Source organism: Halomonas sp. V046 (assembly GCF_052645355.1).
Genome location: NZ_JBQXYF010000018.1, coordinates 58,092 through 77,142, shown reverse-complemented (window position 1 = coordinate 77,142; position 19,051 = coordinate 58,092). Strand labels below are relative to the sequence as shown.

General features: G+C 64.3%; 17 protein-coding genes. 11 read left to right on the top strand and 6 right to left on the bottom strand.

Annotation, left to right across the window (positions count from 1 at the left end; translation table 11 throughout):
- Positions 1-162: 162 nt before the first annotated feature.
- Entirely contained in the window at positions 163-1,188 is a 1,026-nt protein-coding gene (locus ACUN9Y_RS20070) for a CobW family GTP-binding protein (protein ID WP_445462511.1), read from the top strand.
- Between the two features lie 36 nt (positions 1,189-1,224).
- Here ACUN9Y_RS20070 and ACUN9Y_RS20065 read toward each other — a convergent pair whose 3' ends face one another.
- Both ACUN9Y_RS20065 and ACUN9Y_RS20060 read right to left on the bottom strand, forming a co-directional pair.
- Positions 1,225-1,983 carry a UDP-2,3-diacylglucosamine diphosphatase gene (locus tag ACUN9Y_RS20065; RefSeq protein ID WP_445462510.1) on the bottom strand — a complete coding sequence of 253 codons (759 nt, stop codon included), beginning with the start codon at positions 1,981-1,983 and terminating at the stop codon, positions 1,225-1,227.
- 146 nt (positions 1,984-2,129) lie between these two features.
- Entirely contained in the window at positions 2,130-2,630 is a 501-nt protein-coding gene (locus ACUN9Y_RS20060; RefSeq protein WP_445462509.1) for a peptidylprolyl isomerase, read from the bottom strand.
- A gap of 171 nt (positions 2,631-2,801) precedes the next feature.
- On the opposite strand from ACUN9Y_RS20060, the gene ACUN9Y_RS20055 reads away from it, so the two are divergent.
- Both ACUN9Y_RS20055 and cysS read left to right on the top strand, forming a co-directional pair.
- A complete protein-coding gene (locus ACUN9Y_RS20055; protein WP_445462508.1) occupies positions 2,802-4,481 on the top strand; it encodes a glutamine--tRNA ligase/YqeY domain fusion protein in 1,680 nt (559 codons plus the stop codon).
- Position 4,482: 1 nt separating this feature from the next.
- Positions 4,483-5,904 (top strand): cysteine--tRNA ligase, encoded by a 1,422-nt coding sequence (gene cysS, locus ACUN9Y_RS20050; RefSeq protein ID WP_445462507.1) that lies wholly within the window; start codon positions 4,483-4,485, stop codon positions 5,902-5,904.
- Positions 5,905-5,968: 64 nt separating this feature from the next.
- Here cysS and ACUN9Y_RS20045 read toward each other — a convergent pair whose 3' ends face one another.
- Positions 5,969-7,039, bottom strand: a complete 1,071-nt coding sequence (locus ACUN9Y_RS20045; RefSeq protein ID WP_445462506.1) for a DUF1853 family protein — start codon at positions 7,037-7,039, stop codon at positions 5,969-5,971.
- Between the two features lie 139 nt (positions 7,040-7,178).
- Between ACUN9Y_RS20045 and osmF the strand changes: the two genes are divergently transcribed.
- The 8 genes from osmF to ACUN9Y_RS20005 all read left to right on the top strand — a co-directional run bounded on the left by osmF (position 7,179) and on the right by ACUN9Y_RS20005 (position 17,033).
- Positions 7,179-8,036, top strand: a complete 858-nt coding sequence (gene osmF, locus ACUN9Y_RS20040; protein WP_445462505.1) for a glycine betaine ABC transporter substrate-binding protein OsmF — start codon at positions 7,179-7,181, stop codon at positions 8,034-8,036.
- A gap of 45 nt (positions 8,037-8,081) precedes the next feature.
- Positions 8,082-9,212 (top strand): ABC transporter permease, encoded by a 1,131-nt coding sequence (locus tag ACUN9Y_RS20035; protein WP_445462523.1) that lies wholly within the window; start codon positions 8,082-8,084, stop codon positions 9,210-9,212.
- Positions 9,209-10,153 (top strand): ABC transporter ATP-binding protein, encoded by a 945-nt coding sequence (locus tag ACUN9Y_RS20030; RefSeq protein WP_445462504.1) that lies wholly within the window; start codon positions 9,209-9,211, stop codon positions 10,151-10,153. The genes ACUN9Y_RS20035 and ACUN9Y_RS20030 overlap by 4 nt, the downstream gene beginning before the upstream one ends.
- Entirely contained in the window at positions 10,146-10,880 is a 735-nt protein-coding gene (locus ACUN9Y_RS20025) for an ABC transporter permease (RefSeq protein ID WP_445462503.1), read from the top strand. Before ACUN9Y_RS20030 ends, ACUN9Y_RS20025 begins: the two co-directional genes overlap by 8 nt.
- A 303-nt stretch (positions 10,881-11,183) precedes the next feature.
- Positions 11,184-12,416, top strand: a complete 1,233-nt coding sequence (locus ACUN9Y_RS20020; protein WP_445462502.1) for a thiamine pyrophosphate-dependent dehydrogenase E1 component subunit alpha — start codon at positions 11,184-11,186, stop codon at positions 12,414-12,416.
- 1 nt (position 12,417) lies between these two features.
- Positions 12,418-13,395 (top strand): alpha-ketoacid dehydrogenase subunit beta, encoded by a 978-nt coding sequence (locus ACUN9Y_RS20015; protein ID WP_445462501.1) that lies wholly within the window; start codon positions 12,418-12,420, stop codon positions 13,393-13,395.
- A gap of 26 nt (positions 13,396-13,421) precedes the next feature.
- Entirely contained in the window at positions 13,422-15,089 is a 1,668-nt protein-coding gene (locus ACUN9Y_RS20010) for a dihydrolipoyllysine-residue acetyltransferase (RefSeq protein WP_445462500.1), read from the top strand.
- A 60-nt stretch (positions 15,090-15,149) separates the two neighbouring features.
- Positions 15,150-17,033, top strand: coding sequence for a protein kinase domain-containing protein (locus tag ACUN9Y_RS20005; RefSeq protein WP_445462499.1), 1,884 nt, complete (start codon positions 15,150-15,152; stop codon positions 17,031-17,033).
- Between the two features lie 32 nt (positions 17,034-17,065).
- Here the strand turns inward: ACUN9Y_RS20005 and ACUN9Y_RS20000 are convergent, their stop codons facing one another.
- The 3 genes from ACUN9Y_RS20000 to ACUN9Y_RS19990 all read right to left on the bottom strand — a co-directional run bounded on the left by ACUN9Y_RS20000 (position 17,066) and on the right by ACUN9Y_RS19990 (position 19,039).
- The gene (locus ACUN9Y_RS20000; protein ID WP_445462498.1) at positions 17,066-17,278 is read right to left on the bottom strand and encodes a ribbon-helix-helix protein, CopG family; all 213 of its coding nucleotides are present in this window, start codon (positions 17,276-17,278) and stop codon (positions 17,066-17,068) included.
- A gap of 207 nt (positions 17,279-17,485) precedes the next feature.
- A complete protein-coding gene (gene csiR / locus ACUN9Y_RS19995; protein ID WP_445462497.1) occupies positions 17,486-18,172 on the bottom strand; it encodes a DNA-binding transcriptional regulator CsiR in 687 nt (228 codons plus the stop codon).
- Between the two features lie 171 nt (positions 18,173-18,343).
- Entirely contained in the window at positions 18,344-19,039 is a 696-nt protein-coding gene (locus ACUN9Y_RS19990; RefSeq protein ID WP_445462496.1) for an anti-sigma factor, read from the bottom strand.
- Positions 19,040-19,051 lie beyond the last annotated feature (12 nt).

Below are 19,051 nucleotides of genomic sequence, written 5' to 3'. Positions count from 1 at the left end.
TTACTGAATTGGTGAGTCGGTACTGACGCGACCCCGCTCCGAACCGGCCGGCCTGACACCCGTCTAACATGTCATACCGCGAAAATGGGTCCATGCCCAACCTTCCTGTGGGTCGCGGGGCGGGCAATGTACTACACCGTTCCATCGCCTCCTGGAGTCTGCATGAAGCCCCTTGCCCATGTTCCTACCCATATCGTCACCGGCTTTCTCGGCAGCGGGAAGAGCACCCTGATTCGGCGCTTGATCGACGCCAAGCCGCCGGGCGAACGCTGGGTGGTCATCGTTAACGAGTTCGGCAAGGTGGGCATCGACCAGGCCCTGTTTGGCACCTCCTCTGACGTCAAGGTGCGTGCGCTTCCCGGGGGCTGCCTGTGCTGCCAACTGGCGGTCGTTCTCAAGGCCGCCCTGGTGGAGGTCCTTCGCCGAGAACGCCCGGACCGCGTGATCATCGAGCCATCGGGGCTCGGCCATCCCTCGGGGCTGATCCGATTGTTGGGTGATCGGGACTTTGCCGGTGTGCTGGAGCTGCGCGAAGTGATAACGCTATTGGATCCGCGCCGTCTCGATGACGAACGCTGTCGCGATCACGAGACGTTCCGTGATCAGTTGGCGGTGGCGGATGGCCTGGTGGTGGCAATGACCGACCTGGCCACACCGGCCCAGCTCGAGCGCCTCGACGCCTGGCTTCGTGAACGTCGACCGGCGTTTCGTTGGGTCGAGCGGATCCGTCACGGCGAGCTGGCGATCGAGCGCTTGCTCCAGGGCGAGCGCCGCGACGCGGCGGTCATGCCCAGGTCGTTGCTCCACGTGCGTTCGGGGAGTCGGCCGAGCGATGAGGAGAGTGATGGGGCGGGGAACCCCGCCCCCTGTTTGACTCCTGGAGCCGCGACCGTCGAGGTGGGGGTGGCGCTGGGCTACCAGACGCTGGGATGGCGCTGGCATCCTGCCGAGCGTTTCGGCCTGGACCAGTTCATGGCGCGACTCGCCGAGCTGCCGAGCGATTGCCGGGTCAAGGCCGTGATTCATGCCGACCAGGGGTGGAAGAGCTATCATCGGGTCGCGGGCGTCGATACGATCGATGCGAGCCAGTGGCGTCGCGACTCGCGCCTCGAGATCATCTGTCCGGTCGATCAGCGCCTGGACGAAAACGCCTGGTCGCTAGCGCTGAACGCCTGTCGCATCCGCTGAGACTGAGCCCGGTGGGCACCCGGCGGCGGCATACGGCTAAAGCGAAAAGGCCGTCAGTTCGAGCTCACCGTTGTCGTCGAGCTTTAGCTGCCAGCCCTGTGCTTGGCTCCAGTCCCCCAGGACGTAGCGCTTGGCCGCCCGCCCATCGACCTCGAGGTCGTGGACATCCGGGCGGTGGGTGTGGCCATGGATCAGGGTCGTGACGCCATGATCGTGCATGACCTTGACCACTTCGTCCGGGGTCACGTCCATGATGTCCGCGGCCTTGGTGCTGTTGGCTTCGCCGGATTGCTCGCGCAGGCGTTGGGCCAGCGCTAGGCGCTCAGGAATCGGCATGGCCAGGATGCTGGCCTGCCATTGGGGATCCCGGGCCTGGGCCCGGAATGCCATGTAGGCATCGTCCCGGGTGCACAGGCTGTCACCGTGCATCAGCAGGATCCGGCGACCGTGGACATCGATCACGCTGGGGTCGGCGAGCAGCGAAGCCCCGGCCGCGGCGGCGAAGTCCTCGCCGAGCAGGAAGTCGCGGTTACCATGCATCAGGTGAAGGGTGGCGCCGCGCTGGGACGCGGCCTTCAGCGCCCGGGCCACACGCACCGCCAAGGCCGCATGGCCGCTGGGGTCGTGGTGCTCCAGGGCCATCAGGTCGTCGCCTATCCAGGCATCGAAGATGTCGCCCAGCAGGTACAGCGAAACCGGGTCTTGGGTGTTGCGTTCCAGCCAGTCGAGAAAGCCTTCGGTGAGCGCTGGGGCGGTGGGGTGCAGGTGCAGGTCGGATATCAGCAGGGTAGTCATGGCGAGCTCTTCGGTCCTCGACGGACCACGCCCGCAGAGCGGGCGTGGTGAGCGAAAAGAGTCAAACGGGCGGCTACCGAGCGTCGCCCGGCGTCAGGTATCGCTGACGACTCGGTGGCGTCTTTGGCTCAGGCGTGTCGGTTGGTTCAGGCGTCTTCCTTGATATACGCCCGTTGAATGACCACATCATCGGCCGGTACATCCGCGTGCATGCCGCGGCGAGTCGTGGCAACGTTCTTGATGCGCTCGACCACGTCCATGCCGTCGACGACGCGTCCGAAAACACAATAGCCCCAACCTTGCATGTTCTTGCCGGTGTGGTTAAGGAAGTCATTGTCGGAGACGTTGATGAAGAACTGGGCGGTGGCCGAGTGCGGGTCCTGGGTGCGGGCCATGGCCAGGGTGCCGCGGGTGTTCTTCAAGCCGTTGTCGGCCTCGTTCTCGATCGGATCACGGGTCGGCTTCTGGTTGAAGTCCATGTCGAAGCCGCCGCCCTGGATCATGAAGCCATCTATCACGCGGTGGAACAGGGTGTCATCGTAGAAGCCGTCGCGGACGTACTGTTCGAAGTTGGCGGCGGTCTTGGGCGCCTGCTCGTCGAAGAGTTCGACGCTGATGTCACCGAAATTGGTCTGCAGAATGATCATTGGCGGGTCCTGTCGGAATTCGGCTGCCTCGTGGCGCCTTTTTCATTGTCGGCACGGCTTGGCGCCGCGCCCTAGCGTGACGCTATAATAGCGGTTTTGCTTCGCAGCGCGAAGCCGAGACGACGACCTCGTCTCCATCGTCCTTTCTCCATCAGAGGTTGACTCATCGACATGACCACCGAGACCAGCAGCGCGCCGAATTTCATTCGCAACCAGATTCGCGAGGAAATCGAGGCCGGACGGTCGCAACAGATCGTGACGCGTTTTCCCCCCGAGCCCAACGGCTTCCTGCATATCGGGCACGCCAAGTCGATCTGTCTGAACTTCGGGCTTGCCGAGCAGTTCGGTGGTGACTGTCATCTGCGTTTTGACGATACCAATCCGGCCAAGGAAGAACAGGCCTACATCGATGCGATCAAGGACGATGTGCAGTGGCTGGGGTTTCAGTGGGCGGGGGACGTCCGCTATGCATCGGATTACTTCGACCAGCTCTATGCGTGGGCGCAACACCTGGTGTCCGAAGGCAAGGCCTACGTCGATGATCTGTCTCCCGACGAGATCCGCGAGTATCGCGGCACCCTGACCGCGGCCGGTCGACCGAGTCCGTATCGCGATCGCAGTGCCGAAGAGAACCTCGATCTGCTCGAGCGCATGCGGCGTGGCGATTTTGCCGAAGGCGAGAAGGTGTTGCGGGCCAAGATCGACATGGCCGCGCCCAACATCAACCTGCGCGACCCGATCCTCTATCGCATTCGGCATGCCGAGCACCACCAGACCGGCGACAAGTGGAAGATCTATCCGTCCTACGACTTCACCCATGGGCAATCCGACGCCATCGAAGGGGTGACGCACTCGGTATGCACCCTCGAGTTCGAGGACCATCGCCCGCTTTACGAGTGGTTCCTGGATAACCTTCCGGTGCCGGCCAAGCCGCGCCAGATAGAGTTCGCCCGACTCAATCTCGACTATACCCTGACCTCCAAGCGCAAGCTCAAGTCGCTGGTCGACAACGCCATCGTCGACGGCTGGGATGACCCACGCATGCCGACCATCTCTGGCATGCGCCGGCGCGGCTACACCCCGGCATCGCTGCGCAAGTTCTGCGAAATGATCGGCGTCACCCGGGCCGACGGGGGCCTGGTGGAACTGGCCATGCTGACCCACGCGATTCGCTCGGATCTTGAGGATAATGCGCCGCGCGCCATGTGCGTCTTGAAGCCGCTCAAGGTGGTGCTGACCAATGTCGCGGAAGGCCACGAAGAGGTCTATGACGTGCCCGGGCACCCTGCACGTGACGACATGCCGGTGCGTCGTGTGCCGTTTACCCGCGAGCTGTGGATCGACCGTGACGACTTCATGGAAGAGCCGCCGAAGAAGTTCTTCCGCTTGGCGCCGGGCAAGGAAGTGCGCCTGCGCAATAGCTACGTGATTCGCTGCGACGACGTCATCAAGGACGCTGCCGGCGAGATCGTCGAGCTGCGCTGCAGCGTCGACTTCGACACCCTCGGCAAGAACCCCGAAGGGCGTAAGGTCAAGGGCGTGATCCACTGGGTCAGTGCGCACCATGGCGTGCCGGTGGAAGTGCGTCTCTACGACAACCTGTTCATGGTCGAACAGCCGGACAAGGACAAGGACGCCGACTTCCTCGACCACCTCAACCCCGAGTCGCTGGTCACCGTCCAGGGCGTCGCCGAGCCGAGTCTGGCCGGCAGCGAGGCGGAGTCGCGCTTCCAGTTCGAACGCGTCGGATATTTCTGTGCCGACCGTCATCTGTCGCGTCCCGATAAGCTGGTGTTCAACCGCACCGTAGGACTCAAGGACAGCTGGGCCAAGATCCAGAAGAAGGGCTGATATGCAGATCTACAACACCCTGAGCCGGACCAAGGAAGCGTTCACCCCGATCGAACCGGGCAAGGTGCGCATGTACGTCTGTGGCATGACCGTCTACGACTACTGCCACCTGGGCCACGCCCGGGTGATGGTGGCCTTCGACGTCATCACCCGTTACCTGCGTAGCCGCGGGTTCGACGTGACCTATGTGCGCAATATCACCGACATCGACGACAAGATCCTGCGCCGGGCGGACGACAACGGCGAAACCATCGGTGCCCTCACCGAGCGCATGATCGACGCCATGCACGAAGACGAAGCACGCCTGTTCGTTAAGCGTCCGGACCAGGAGCCACGGGCGACCGGGCATGTGGCCGAGATCGTCGCCATGATCGAGACGCTCATCGACAAGGGCTTCGCCTACGCTCCGGGCAATGGCGACGTCTACTATCGCGTGCGCAAGTTCGATGGCTACGGCAAGCTCAACAATCGTGATCTCGACGAGATGCGCTCCGGCGCACGTGTCGAGGTCGATGAGCACAAGGAAGATCCACTGGATTTCGTGCTGTGGAAGGGGGCCAAGCCGGCTGAGGCCAGCTGGTCGTCGCCCTGGGGCGAGGGGCGTCCTGGCTGGCACATCGAGTGCTCGGCGATGTCCACCTGCTGCCTGGGCAATACCTTCGATATCCACGGTGGCGGGCCGGACCTGACCTTTCCCCACCATGAAAACGAGATCGCCCAGAGCGAAGCGGCCACCGGTGAGCGCTACGTCAACACCTGGATGCACGCCGGCGCGGTGCGGGTCGACAGCGAGAAGATGTCCAAGTCGCTGGGCAATTTCTTCACCATCCGCGAGGTGCTCGAGCACCACGATCCGGAGGTCGTGCGTTACCTGCTGGTGGCTAGCCACTATCGCAGTGCGATCAACTACGCGCCGGCAGCGCTCGGTGAGGCGCGCAAGTCGCTCGAGCGCTTCTACACGGCGCTGGAGGGCGTGACCATCGACGCCACCTCGCCCGCGGCAACCGCTGAGGTGGCGCCAGGGGACTATGCGGCCCGGTTTAGCGCCGCGATGGATGATGACTTCAATACCCCTGAAGCCCTCTCGGTGCTGTTCGATCTTGCCCGCGAACTCAATCGCGCCAAGAAGGAGGGCGCTGCCGGTGCTGCCGGGCTTGCCACCGAACTCAAACGGCTCGGCGGCGTACTGGGGCTGCTGGGCCAAGATCCGGGCGCATTTCTCAAGGGTGCGACCGCAAGCCTCGGCCTCTCGGAGCAGGACATCGAGGCGCGCATCGCGGCCCGCGCCGCGGCCAAGAAAGCCAGGGACTTCGCCGGTGCCGATGCCATCCGCGACGAACTCGCGAGCATGGGCATCGTGCTCAAGGACTCTCGCGAGGGGACCACCTGGGTGGTCGCCAAGGCCGCCGAGCACCAGGGCTGACGCCGGACCCGCGCGAGCCTGGGGGCTAGCACTGGTACTGGCATTGGCGCCCGGCCCGAGACCGTCAGGGGTGCTGTCGCGGCGCCAGCGGGATCTGCTTCGGCCAATCATCCGCAACGACAAATACGCGCCGCCCGGTTCCGCCGGGCGGCGCCTTGTCGTGTGGGGCCCCGGGCGCGAGCGGAGTATCGGCGAAGTGACTCGGGTGGCGGGCCAGCATGAGCTGCACCGGCGTGGCGTAGGTGGCGAAGTGGGCGGCGAGGGAGCGGCTCAGCGTATCGCGGGGTAGCCAATGCTCGGGCAGCGGCGGCGCCAACCAATGGGGTTTCGCCAGGCAGGTGCCGAACCGCAGCTCGGGACACGACGCGCATAGCGCCGACCAGTCGCTCCAGCGGCACCAGAGTCCATGGTAGGCGTTGGCGTGGCCAATGGCCGGTGGCGGCAACTCGTCACGCCAGGGATAGAACAGTAGGCCGGGCATGGCGAGCTGGGAGCGGGGAGGGCGTGACAAGGCCGCCGACGCCGGCTCGCTCTCGGGCGGTTTTAAGGGCTGTGAAAGAGCGGTTGCCAACGCCTGCTGGGCCGCTGCGGTGTGCATCAACGGCAATTGATGATGGCTCACGTGGCCGGCCTTCAGGGCTAGGCTATCGAGGCCGCCCGGACCGATCCACCGCGTGGCATCGTCGGCGGCGCCGGGCCCGGTCTCGAGGCCGAGATAGAACTTGATCGCGACCTCGAGGTGGACGATGTCGCCGCTATCCCGTTGTCGATAGAGAATGTCCAGCTCGCCCAGGGTGCGTCGCTCCTGTTGTATACGCACATTATTCGCCAGCAGCGCTGTGCCAGGCGCGCTATCCAGAAGGTACTGCCACAAGCGTTCGTGATACTGTCCGAGACGAGTAAAAGCCGTATCGCCAATAAGGGTTTCGAGGCGTCCGGGCGCGGCGGCGATAGCTTCCAGCCAACGCCTCAGTCGCTCGCCGTCACCTAGGCCCAGGTCGGCACGACTCGGCCGCCCCGCCCAGCGAGTGGCGACCAGATCAGGGGCATCAACAAGCCAGGCAAGATCCCGCACTAGAGGGTGCTTAAGGGCGCCAATCTGGGGCGCTGATTGAATGATAGAGAACGGAGGCATCGATGTTCTTCCGGCGTTGAGGCGTGATCTGCAGCCCGAAGGCGTTGGCCGTATACTCAGCATACATACACAAGGAATCGGGTGGGAAATGATGAAACGACCGTTAGCGTTTGTCACAGCCATCGCCACGTCGACATTGATGGCGTCCGCACAGGCCGCCGATCCCGTCGTGGTGTCGTCCAAGATCGATACCGAGGGGTCGGTACTCGGCCAGATGATCCTGCAGAGCCTCACCGACGCGGGAATCGAGGTCGAGGACCGGTTGCAACTGGGCGGCACCAGCATCGTGCGCGAGGCGCTGATCAATGGCGAGATCGACATCTACCCCGAGTACACCGGCAACGGCGCCTTCTTCCATGATATGGCCGACAGTGACGTCTGGCATGACGCCGAGGCCGCCTTCGCTACGGTAAAGGACAAGGACGCGGCCCAAGGGCTGGTGTGGTTGTCGCCGGCATCGGCCAACAACACCTACGCCATCAGTGTCCGCGGGGAGCTGGCCAGGGACAAAGACCTGACGACCCTGGAGGACATGGCGGCCTTCATCAACGAGGGCGGTGACTACAAGCTCGCGGCGAGCACCGACTTCGTCGAGTCGGCATTCGCTCTGCCGGCCTTCCAGGAAGCTTACGGCTTTGCCCTCGGCGATGAGCAGATGCTGGTCCTTTCCGGTGGCAATACCGCCGCCACCATGCGCGCGGCGGCGCAGCAGACCAGCGGCGTCAATGCCGCCATGACCTATGGCACCGACGGCGGCCTTCAGGCACTGGACCTGATCGTGATGGAAGATACCAAAGGCGTACAGCCGGTCTATCAGCCGGCACCGGTCGTCCGCCAGGACGTGCTCGACGCCTATCCTCAGATCGCCGAGGTGCTGGCGCCTGTGTTCGCTTCACTGGACCTGGAAACCTTGCAGCGGCTCAATGGCGACGTTGCCGTCAACGGCCTCGCCCCAGCTGAGGTGGCCTCCGATTACCTGGCCACCCTCGAGGACTAGGCCATCGAGTCGCTTAGGGACGCGAGACGTCCCAACCTCGTGCTGATGGCCCTGATGGGGGCCGCCCTGGTGGCCTGGTGGACGTTACCGAGTGTCACCATGGCGCCCAATCGCATCGTGCCCGGGACGGCATATGCCGCTCGGGAGGTGGCGGGGTGGGGGCCGGCGATCCTGGCGAGTCTGCCCCTGGCCGCCGCGGCCTGGTTGGCCCGCGACCTGGACCGGCACCGGCTCAAGGCACTGTTGGCGCTGGTGGTGGCCGGGCTTGTCGGTCTTCCGCTGTGGCTGACGGCGGCCAGCGTGCAGTTGGTCGACCCCAACGTGCCACAGGCGCGCATCGGCATCGGTGCTGGCCTGTGGCTGACGCTGTTCATGTTGCTGCTGTCTTTGGTGGAGTTGCGCACCCGCTTGGTCTTGCCGTCGCCCGTGACCTGGGGGGTGGCGTTGCTGCCTCTCGTCGTGTTCGTGCTGTGCCTGCCCCTCGGCCTGGACGGCCTCGCGCTCTGGCAGGAGTATGCCGGGCGCCGGCAGGACTTTATTGCCGCGATCGGAGAGCACTTGCTGCTGGTCGGGGCCACGGTCGCCATCAGTCTGGTATTAGGGGCGGTGATTGCACTGCTGATGCGGCGTTACCCGAGCGTGCAACGCCTGGGTTTCTCGTTGCTGAATTTCTTGCAGACGGTCCCTAGCCTGGCCCTGTTTGGTCTGTTGCTCGGCCCGCTAGCGTGGCTTTCCGATCGCTACGCCTGGCTGGATAGCCTCGGTGTCAGCGGCATCGGTTGGGCCCCGGCGCTCATTGCGCTGGTGGCCTATAGCCTGTTGCCGATGGTCCGCAACGCCTTCGTCGCCCTCGAAGGCGTCGACCCGGGAGTCGTCGAATCGGCCCGAGGCATGGGCATGAGTCGGCTGCAGAGCTTCCTTCAGGTACGGCTGCCTCTGGCGTTGCCCGTATTGCTCGAGGGCGTGCGTATCACCACGGTGCAAGCGATCGGGTTGACCGCGGTGGCCGCCCTGATCGGTGCGGGCGGGCTCGGACGCTTCATCTTCCAGGGCCTGGGACAGGCCGCCATGGATCTCGTGCTCCTGGGGGCACTACCCATCCTGTTGATGGCGGTGGTGGCCGACGCCTTGCTGGGCAACCTCGCCAATCGTCTGCGCAAGGGAGAGCCGACATGATCGAACTGATCCACATTTCCAAGCGCTTCGGCGATACCGCCGCCGTCGACGATATCTCGCTGAAGGTGGAGAGCGGGGAATTCTGCGTCGTGGTGGGCACCTCCGGGTGTGGCAAGTCCACCACCTTGAGGATGATCAATCGCCTGATCGAGCATAGCGATGGCGAGATTCATATCGACTCCCAGCCGATCCGTTCCTTCCGCGAGGAGCAGTTGCGCCGCCGCATCGGCTATGCGATCCAGAGTACCGGGCTCTTTCCCCACTGGACGGTGGCACGCAATATCGGCCTGGTGCCGCGCTTGCTCAAGTGGCCCAAGGCCCGAATCGACGCCCGGGTCGAGGAGCTGTTGACGCTGCTGGGGCTGTCCGGCAGCGAGTTCGCCGGCAAGTACCCAAGCCAGCTGTCCGGCGGACAGGCTCAGCGTGTCGGTGTGGCCCGGGCATTGGCCGCCAATCCCGATATTCTGCTGATGGATGAGCCTTTCGGGGCCTTGGATCCGATCACCCGCGAAACCCTGCAGATCGAGTTACGCCAACTGCAGACGCGCCTTGGCAAGACCATCGTCTTCGTCACCCACGACATGGATGAGGCGCTGCGCCTGGCCGATCGGCTGGTGGTGATGCACGAAGGGCGCATCGTGCAGCAGGGGCACCCCCTGACGCTACTCAGAGAGCCCGTCAACGACTTCGTTGCGTCGATGCTGGGGGGAGAAGATCGTGGCCTCAAGGAGGCGGCGCTGTTGCCGGTCAGCGAGCGCATGAGCCCGCTCGGGGTGGGGGGCGTGGCGCGGGAGCGTATCGACCAGGGCGCCTCGCTGCGAGAGGCCTTGTCGATCATGCTGTGGCGTCGGGTCGAGTGCCTGGCGGTCGTCGACGATGGTGACATTCCCATCGGAGAGCTCAGCTTTCGTCGTCTTGTCGGGGCCCGTGGCCATGAATGAACGTCGCTTCCCTGGCCTGCTGGCACCGCTGCTCTGGCTGCTGCTGCTGATTGCGGGCTGCCTGATGATGGAGCGATTCGAGGCGTTCTTTCGAGTGATCGAGCCCGACAGTCGTCAGGTGATCTTCCAGCGCGTCGATTTTCTGGTATTGCTGGGGCGCCATCTGCTGGTGGTCAGCATTGCCGCCATTGTGGCCATCGTTGTCGGTGTCGCGGGGGCCATTGCCGTGACTCGGCCGGGGGGGCGTGACTTCCTGCCGCTGGTCACCCAGGTGGCTTCGATGGGGCAGACGTTTCCTCCCGTCGCGGTGCTGGCGCTGGCTGTGCCGGTGTTGGGCTTTGGCACGCTGCCGATCATCGTCGCCCTGGTGCTCTATGGGCTGTTGCCGATCGTGCGCAACACCCTGGCCGGGATCGAGGGCATAGACCCGAGTGTGAAGGAGGCGGCGAGGGGCATGGGGATGACGCCGGGGCAGATCCTCCGCCAGGTCGAGTTGCCGCTGGCCGCGGCGGTGATCGTCGCCGGCATTCGCACCTCGGTGACGATCAATATTGCCACGGCAGCCCTCGGTGCCACCGTGGGATCAAGCAATCTGGGGGACCCCATCATCTCCGGCATCGTCAATGGCAATACGGCCTATATCGTTCAGGGGGCGGTACTGATCGCGCTGCTCGCGCTCACCGTCGATAGCCTTTTCGGTCAACTCGCACCGAGGCGAGTCGCCTAGCGACTTATCGCTCGGCCAAGGCAGGTCGGCGTCCTGGGCGCTTGGGCTGGCATCGCAGGGTGGCGAGGGTGCCGCGCGGACACCCGCATGAATCTCTTCCTATGCGTTCCTCCTGGTGTTTTCCACTGGCACGGGCTTCACGTTCGTGTTTTCTTGCTGATATTCGACCAAAGTTGTGGCTATCCATGCTGCTCAGTTTACGTTAACGTCAACTGAGTGCGTTGACTCGTCCCCGGGCAACCCCTGGCGGGGCGGGGGATAACAAACAACACTGCCCTCACAAGGGGCATTAGGATCAGCATCATGACCACGACCGCACAGACCACTCATGATCCGGACTTCCTGTCCGGTGATGAATTCTCGATTCCTACCTACGGCGTCTTGAGTCAGGACGGCAGTCTGCATCCCGGCGCCCAGGCGCCCGAGCTCGACAAGGACAAGGCGCTGCGTATCTACCATGCGATGGTCGCTACCCGCGTGCTCGATGAGCGCATGCTGGCGGCTCAGCGCCAGGGCCGGCTGAGCTTCTACATGCAGTGCACCGGTGAAGAGGCGGCGGTGATCGGCAGCACCGCGGCGCTGGATGATAGCGACATGATCATGGCTCAGTATCGTGAGCAGGGCGCACTCGCCTATCGCGGTTTCTCCACCGACGAATTCATGAACCAGCTGTTCGGCAATGAGCTGGATTATGGCAAGGGTCGACAGATGCCGATCCACTACGGCTCACGCAAGCTGCACTACATGACCATTTCGTCGCCATTGGCGACACAGATTCCCCAGGCCACAGGCTACGCCTATGGTCAGAAGCTCGCCGGCGAGGGGCTATGCACCATCGTGTATTTCGGCGAAGGGGCCGCCTCCGAGGGCGACTTTCACGCCGCGCTCAACATGGCGGCGGTACACGAAGCGCCGGTGATCTTCTTCTGCCGCAACAATGGCTACGCGATTTCGACGCCCTCGGTCGAGCAGTTCGCGGCCGATGGAGTGGCGCCCCGAGCCTTCGGCTACCGCATGCACGTGATTCGCGTCGATGGTAACGACATCCTCGCCGTCTACCGCGCCACCCAGAAGGCTCGCCGCCTGGCGGTGGAGCAGAACAAGCCGGTGCTGATCGAGGCGATGACGTATCGTCTGGCGGCGCACTCGTCGTCGGACGACCCTTCCGGTTACCGCTCGCGCAAGGAGGAAGAGGCCTGGCGGGAGAAGGATCCGATCCTGCGCATGCAGCGCTGGCTGGAACTCAAGGACTGGTGGAACGACGATGAAGAAAAGGCCCTGCAGGACCGTCTGCGCCGCGAGGTGCTGGACACCATGAAGCGGGCCGAGAAACGCCCACCACCGCCCTTGGATAGCATGGTCACCGATGTCTATGCAGACGTCACGCCGACGCTCCAGCGCCAGTTGGATCAGCTCAAGGCGCATATCCGCCGCTATCCTGAGGCCTATCCCAAGGGAGCAAGGTCGCTCGATCCGACGTTACTCGCCGGGGCCGATAGCACCACCGACGCCGACGACGGTCAGGGAGAGGACTGAGATGCCAACTATCAATATGTTGCAGGCCATCAACCAGGCCCTCGATACGGCCATGGCCGAAGACGACAAGGTGTTGTGCTTCGGCGAAGACGTTGGCGGATTCGGTGGCGTCTTCCGTGCCACCAGCCATCTCCAGGAAAAGTACGGCCGCGCGCGCTGCTTCAATACGCCGCTGGTGGAGCAGGGCATCGTCGGCTTCGCCAATGGCCTGGCCGCCCAAGGCTCGGTGCCGGTGGCCGAGATCCAGTTTGCCGATTACATCTTTCCGGCCTTCGACCAGATCGTCAACGAGACCGCCAAGTTTCGTTACCGGTCGGGGGATCTGTTCAATGTTGGCGGCTTGACCATTCGCGCGCCTTACGGCGGCGGTATTTCGGGCGGGCTGTACCACTCCCAGTCGCCGGAGGCCTACTTCGCCCACACGCCGGGCATCAAGATCGTGGTGCCACGCAACCCCTATGAAGCCAAGGGACTGCTGCTGGCCGCCATTCGTGATCCCGATCCGGTTCTCTTCTTCGAGCCGAAGCGGCTCTATCGTGCGGCGATCGGAGAAGTCCCCGAAGAGGACTATCAGCTACCGATCGGCGAGGCCGAGGTGACCAAGGAGGGAGCCGATATCACCGTATTGGGCTGGGGAGCCCAGATGGAGGTCATCGACAAGGCGGTCGAGGCGGCGGAAAAGGAAGGGATTTCCTGCGAAGTGATCGATCTGCGCACCATCCTGCCCTGGGACGAAGACACCGTCGTCGAGTCGGTGCTCAAGACCGGGCGTCTGGTGATCACCCACGAGGCGCCGCGTACCGGAGGCTTTGCCGGTGAGGTATCGGCCACCGTGCAGGAGCGCTGCTTTCTGTATCTGGAATCGCCGATCCAGCGAGTGACCGGGATGGACACCCCTTTCCCCCTGACGTTGGAAAAGGAGTACCTCCCCGACCATCTCAAGATTCTCGAAGCGATTCGTGCCAGCGTGGCCTATTGAGCCGGTATCAGGACAGGAGATTTTCGATGACAGAGTTCAAGCTGCCCGATATCGGCGAAGGCATCGTGGAATGCGAGGTGATGGAGTGGAAGGTCGCCGAGGGCGATACCATCGCCGAGGACCAGCCAGTGGTCGAAGTGATGACCGACAAGGCGCTGGTCGAGATCACCGCGCCGGAGGCGGGGCGGATCACTCGACTGCATGTCGCCAAGGGCGACATGGCCAGGGTGCATGCGGCGCTATTCGCCTATGACGCCGAAGATGAGGCCGCGGAGGCCGGTACGCCGACGACAACGGCCATGCACAGTGCCGACACCGCAGCGACGCCGCGTCAGCCCGAGCGAGCCGACGCCGGCGAGGCCCGTCGTCGTGTCGATTTCATCTTGCCGGACATCGGCGAGGGCATCGTCGAGTGTGAGGTGGTTCAGTGGCATGTGGCGGTGGGTGACGCCATCGCCGAGGACCAGTCTCTGGTCGATGTCATGACCGACAAGGCCATGGTGGAAATCACCGCGCCAGAGGATGGTGTCGTCAGTGAGCTCTATGTGGCCAAGGGTGAGATGGCCAAGGTGCATGCGCCGTTGTTCGCCTACCGGGCGGACGCTGAGCTCGAGGACGCAGACGCGTCCGGTGCCGCCGGCGAGCGGCAACCGAGCACTGACGACGCGGCGACGAAGGCGCCAACGGAGGCACCCGCTTCGGCATCGGCTCAGGCGGCCGCGACGGCGAGCGATAACGTCGGAAAAGGCGTCGGGAAAGGCGCCGGGAAAGGCGCGTACGGGCGCATCCCGGCGAGTCCCGCGGTGCGGCGCCTGATCCGTGAGCATGACCTGCGCCTGGAGCAAGTGCCGGGTAGCGGCCCTCAGGGACGGGTGCTGAAGGAAGACGTTCGGGCCTTCATCGAATCGGACGGCGCCTCGCAGCGCCCGGCGACCGGTGCGGCCGAGGTGGGAACCGCTTCCCAGGCCCGGATGGCGACGCCTGGCCAGGAGGCACGTGTCGAGCCGTTGAAGGGCGTGCGCGCCGCCATGGCACGGCAGATGGTCGCGTCCGCCAGCACGATTCCGCACTTCCAGTATGGCGAGGAGCTCGATGTCACCGAGCTACTGGCGCTGCGCGAACGATTGAAGCCCGAGGCTCAGGCCCGTGAAGTCCGGCTCACCCTGATGCCGTTCTTCATGAAAGCCATGGCGCTTGCGATTCGCGACAACCCGTTGTTGAACGCCCGACTGAACGCCGAGGCCAGCGAGATCCACTATCTGCCCAGCTGCAATATCGGCATGGCCGTCGACGGCAGGGCGGGCCTGATGGTGCCTAACGTCAAGAGCGTGGAATCGCTCAGCCTGCTGGGGGTCGCCGCGGAGGTTGCACGTCTGACGGATGCGGCTCGCCAGGGGCGCGTGGCGCCGGAGGATCTCAAGGGGGGGACCATCAGCATCTCGAACATCGGCGCCCTGGGGGGAACCTACGCGGCGCCGATCATCAATGCGCCGGAGGTGGCCATCGTCGCCATTGGCAAGACCCAGTGGCTGCCGCGCTTCGACAGTGACGATCGGGTCGTCAAGCGAGCGATCATGACCGTCACCTGGGCCGGTGATCATCGCCTGCTCGATGGGGGCGCCATCGCGCGCTTCTGCAATGCCTGGAAGGGCTACCTGGAGGCCCCGGAAAGCATGCTGCTGCACTTGAGTTGATCGCTTCCTATCCTTTCCTGTGTTCGGCCTGAGGCCGAGCACAGGCGGCGGAGACCGGTGATGTCCCAGGCCACCCTACAGCAGTTCTACATTCCCGAAGAGCAATCGATCTACCTGCTCAGCCAGGACGATGCGCGCAAGCTGAAGGAATGGGTGGCGTTGTGCCAGGATCAGCTCGAGCAGTTGGGCTATCGTCGGATCGAGCTGATCGGCAAGGGCGCCTACGGCTTCGTCTTCGCCGGAACCACCGCGACAGGCAGCCGCTACGTCTTCAAGTTCACCCGCGTGACCCTGCCTCAACACCTTCAGGACCGCCTCGAGGAAGAGGCCTTCATGCTCGAGCAGGTGGATCATCCCCGTGTGCCCCGGTTGATTGCCTATCAGCGTGTTCGTCATCAGCCGATTCTGGTGATGGAGCGGGCTCCTGGGCTCAATCTCGAGGAGGTGTCCCTGGCCAGGGGCCGGCTCTCGCCGCGCCTGGTGGTGCGCATCGCCGGCCAGTTGGCCGACATCCTGCGTGAGTTGCGTCGCGAGGACCGCCCCGGCCGGCCCGGGCCAGGGCGTCCGGTGGTTCACGGCGACATCAAGCCGTCCAACCTGGTGTTCGATGAGCGCGATGAGACGGTGGCGCTCATCGACTGGGGGTCATCGGTGTTTGCGCAGTTGGATGCTCGCCTGCAGTTCGTCGCCGCCAACGTCATGGAGCTGATGTCCGACAACCTGCAGCAGACCAATGCCCGCCTTGGCGATGTCTATTTCATCGGCGAGGATCAGCTCAATGGCGCCCTGTCGTCGCCGCGCTTCGACGAGCAGGGTGTCGCCGGTACCCTCTATGCACTGGCCTCCGCCCAGTCCTGTCGGTTTGGTCATCGGGCCCTGCCGGCGACGTCGCTGGGGCTGCCCATGGAGTTTGCGCGAATGCTCGACGGCATGCTCGATCCCGATCCGGCGGTGCGGCTAAAGGCCGGCGATCATTTCATCCGTGAGATGCCGCGGCTGTCGCGGTTGGTGATGGTGGACTTGCCAATGCCGCGGGAAGCTTCCCAGGTGCCGGTCTGGAGTCGTCCGGCGAGTCGCGACATCGATACCGTGGTGTACAGCTCGCGCAAGGCGTTCCTGCGCGAGGAGGGGAGCAAGGAGACGCTCAACGACGTTAACGATGTCCAGCTCGATCGCTACTACCGAAACTTCATGCAGGGAATGGGAGAGACCGAAAAGGCCTTCCTGGCGGCGGTCAGTCGTCTGGCGAAGTACCCGGTGGTCGGAGGGCTGGCGGTGCGCTGGGAGGCCGACGGCGTCTACATCGATTCGTCGCTGAATCTGCATGATCCCAAGCTCAAGCCGGCCTTCATCGCGGCGGTCAACAACATGGTCACCCTGGCCCGGGCCATTCATCGTCAAGGCATCTTCAAGAGCTGCCTGTTCAACGCCCGGGATACCCTGCACCTCGAACGCGAGGGCGTCGACCACCCCTTCGTCGTCGACCCACGGATGCGCTTGGCCTACGAGGTGAACGCCATGCCGGAGCTTGAAGACCGCTCCAGGCTGCACAGCTACTTCGAGGATGGGCCCGACCCCGAGGAGTTTCTGGTGTTGCCGGAGGCGATCATCACCTCACTCGAGGCCCTCAACGATATCCATCACACCGGCATGATCATCTTCGAGGCGCTGCCTTCGCACCTGAAGATCCATCACCATTATCGGCTGCTCGATCCTTCTCGGGAGGAGGAGTTTCGCGAGCGGCTGGAGGATATCCTGGACGCCGTGGGGCTGATCGAAGGGTTGGGAGTCTCGGGGTTCATGAAGATGCCCTACAAGGACACCCGAGTCTTCACCCACGTCGCCCGCCAGGCCGAGCGCTATTATCCGCGGGATCCTCGCGCGGCGCTGGCGAGACTCGAGCGGGAGACCGCGGGGTTGGGCGCTACCTCAGGCCCGGGCTAGGGGGCCATCATCGATTGGGCAAACGGGTCGGCTCAGGCGCCGAGCCCGCTCTCGCGCAGGAGCTGGTCGATGGAGCGTCCGGCCCGTTCGGCGCCGGCACCTTCGACGAGTAACTCCGCCTCCAGCACATCGGCGCCCTCGCTGACCAGGCGCTCGATCAGTTCACTCTTGCTGAGCCCAGTCTGCCGGGCAAGACGCTCGAGGCGAGCCTCGAGCTCTCGGGAAAAGCGCATCAGGTGTGGCATGGGAGGTTCTCCAGATCGGTGCCGGGAAGGCGAGGCTGCCCCGGCTCTTACGATACCCTAGGGCGTCGGTATGACGGAGCGATGACAGTCAACGCAAGGGGCTCATGAGGCGAGGGACGCATGAGTCATGATCGAGGGCCGCGTCGCCGCCTGACCATTCCTCGTTGGCTGTACGTCGACGAGGGCGTGGGGGTACGTGGCGAGCGCTCAGGACAGCCCCTGTCGGGCCATGACCGCGGTGATGATCGGCACCGGTGTCATCAGGTGATCGCGCATCATGCGCCGTGCCTTGGGAGCATCACGCGAGAGGACGGCCTCGGTCAGGCGGGCGTGTTCATCACGCTTGGTGGACAGGGCGCTGGGGGAGAAGACCGTTTCACGTAGCCACAGGTGTCGATAGCGCTCGACCTGATCGAAGAGCGTCTCTCTGACCTTGAGCAGATGGGGCGAGCGGCAACCTGCCACGATAGCCGTGTGGTAGGCCTTGTGCCGGGCATCCCAGACGTCTAGCAGTTCTTCAGGGCTACTGATGCGCTCAACCTTGGACAGGGTATGGGCGGCGGCCAGGATCGCGGCCTCCCAGGCATCGTCACCGCGCTCCATGGCCAGTTCCAGCATCAGGCCTTCGAGCTGAGCCCTGGCGTCGTAGAGATCCTCGAGCTCGGCCAGGGACATCGGCGCCACGCGGTAGCCACGTTGGCTGATCGCCACCACCAGCCGATCGGCGACGAGTTGGGAGAGGGCCTCGCGCAGAGGACCGATGCCAAGGTCGTAACGCTCCTTGAGTCGTGCCATCAACAATTTTTCGCCGGGGGCAAAGGCACCGCGAATGATGTCGTGCTTCAACCAGCGATAGGCGCTGATGGCCAGATTCTGTTTGGGCGAGTGTTCCATCTCGAAGCCTGTCCTTGGGTGACTACCACATCATACCCAAAGCGGAACAATGTCGATATTCTCGTCGACAACTCCTTGTCGCCGGCGGGGCGCGGTAGACGTAGCTGGGTTGCTGTGCCGGTGGCATTGCCGGGGCTGAGCGTCGGGCCGTGGGGCGCCGGTGCGGCGGTGCTATAGGCTATGCCTTACCGGCGTCAGACGACCATGATCGATGACAGGACCGGTGGGTTGTCCCTGGGGAGCGCCGCCGGCCGGTTCGATGCTGACCGCCAGATCTGCCGTCTGCAGGCGCGCCACCAGGTCTTGCTGGGGCGCCAGGGTGTGTTCGCCGCGGCTCGGCAGCAGGCCGAGGGACACCGGGGTGCCATCGGCGATCAGCCACAGTTCGCCGGTCTGGTCCTCACCGACTTGGCTCGGTTGTACCGCCTGCACATAGAGTTGGCCATCTTGGCTCGCGCTGATGATCCAGCCCGGCACACGGTTCTCATCCTGAACCACGTAGACGGCGTCTGTCGGCGCGCGTGGAGCGTCGCCGGGGACCCACAGGGCGATGGCCACCACGGCGGCGGCAAGTGCACCGGTGACGCCGCGCCACAGGCCAAGCGATCGCCACGGACTGGCCGGGGCCAGGCCAAGGTCTCGGCGGATGCGAGGCCAGACTCCGCGTGGGGGCGTGACGGCGCCCAGCTGTTGGTTGAACAGCTGAACGTGCTCGCGCCAGCGCTCGACGTCGGTCTGCAGTTCGTGGCTGACCGCCATCAGCGCCTCGAATTCGGCGCGCTGCCCCCGGGACAGGACGCCGAGAACGTATTCGCCGGCCGCCAGATGCCGCTCGTCCGGGTCGCTCAGGTTCCAGGTGTCGGACATGCCATCAGCCTC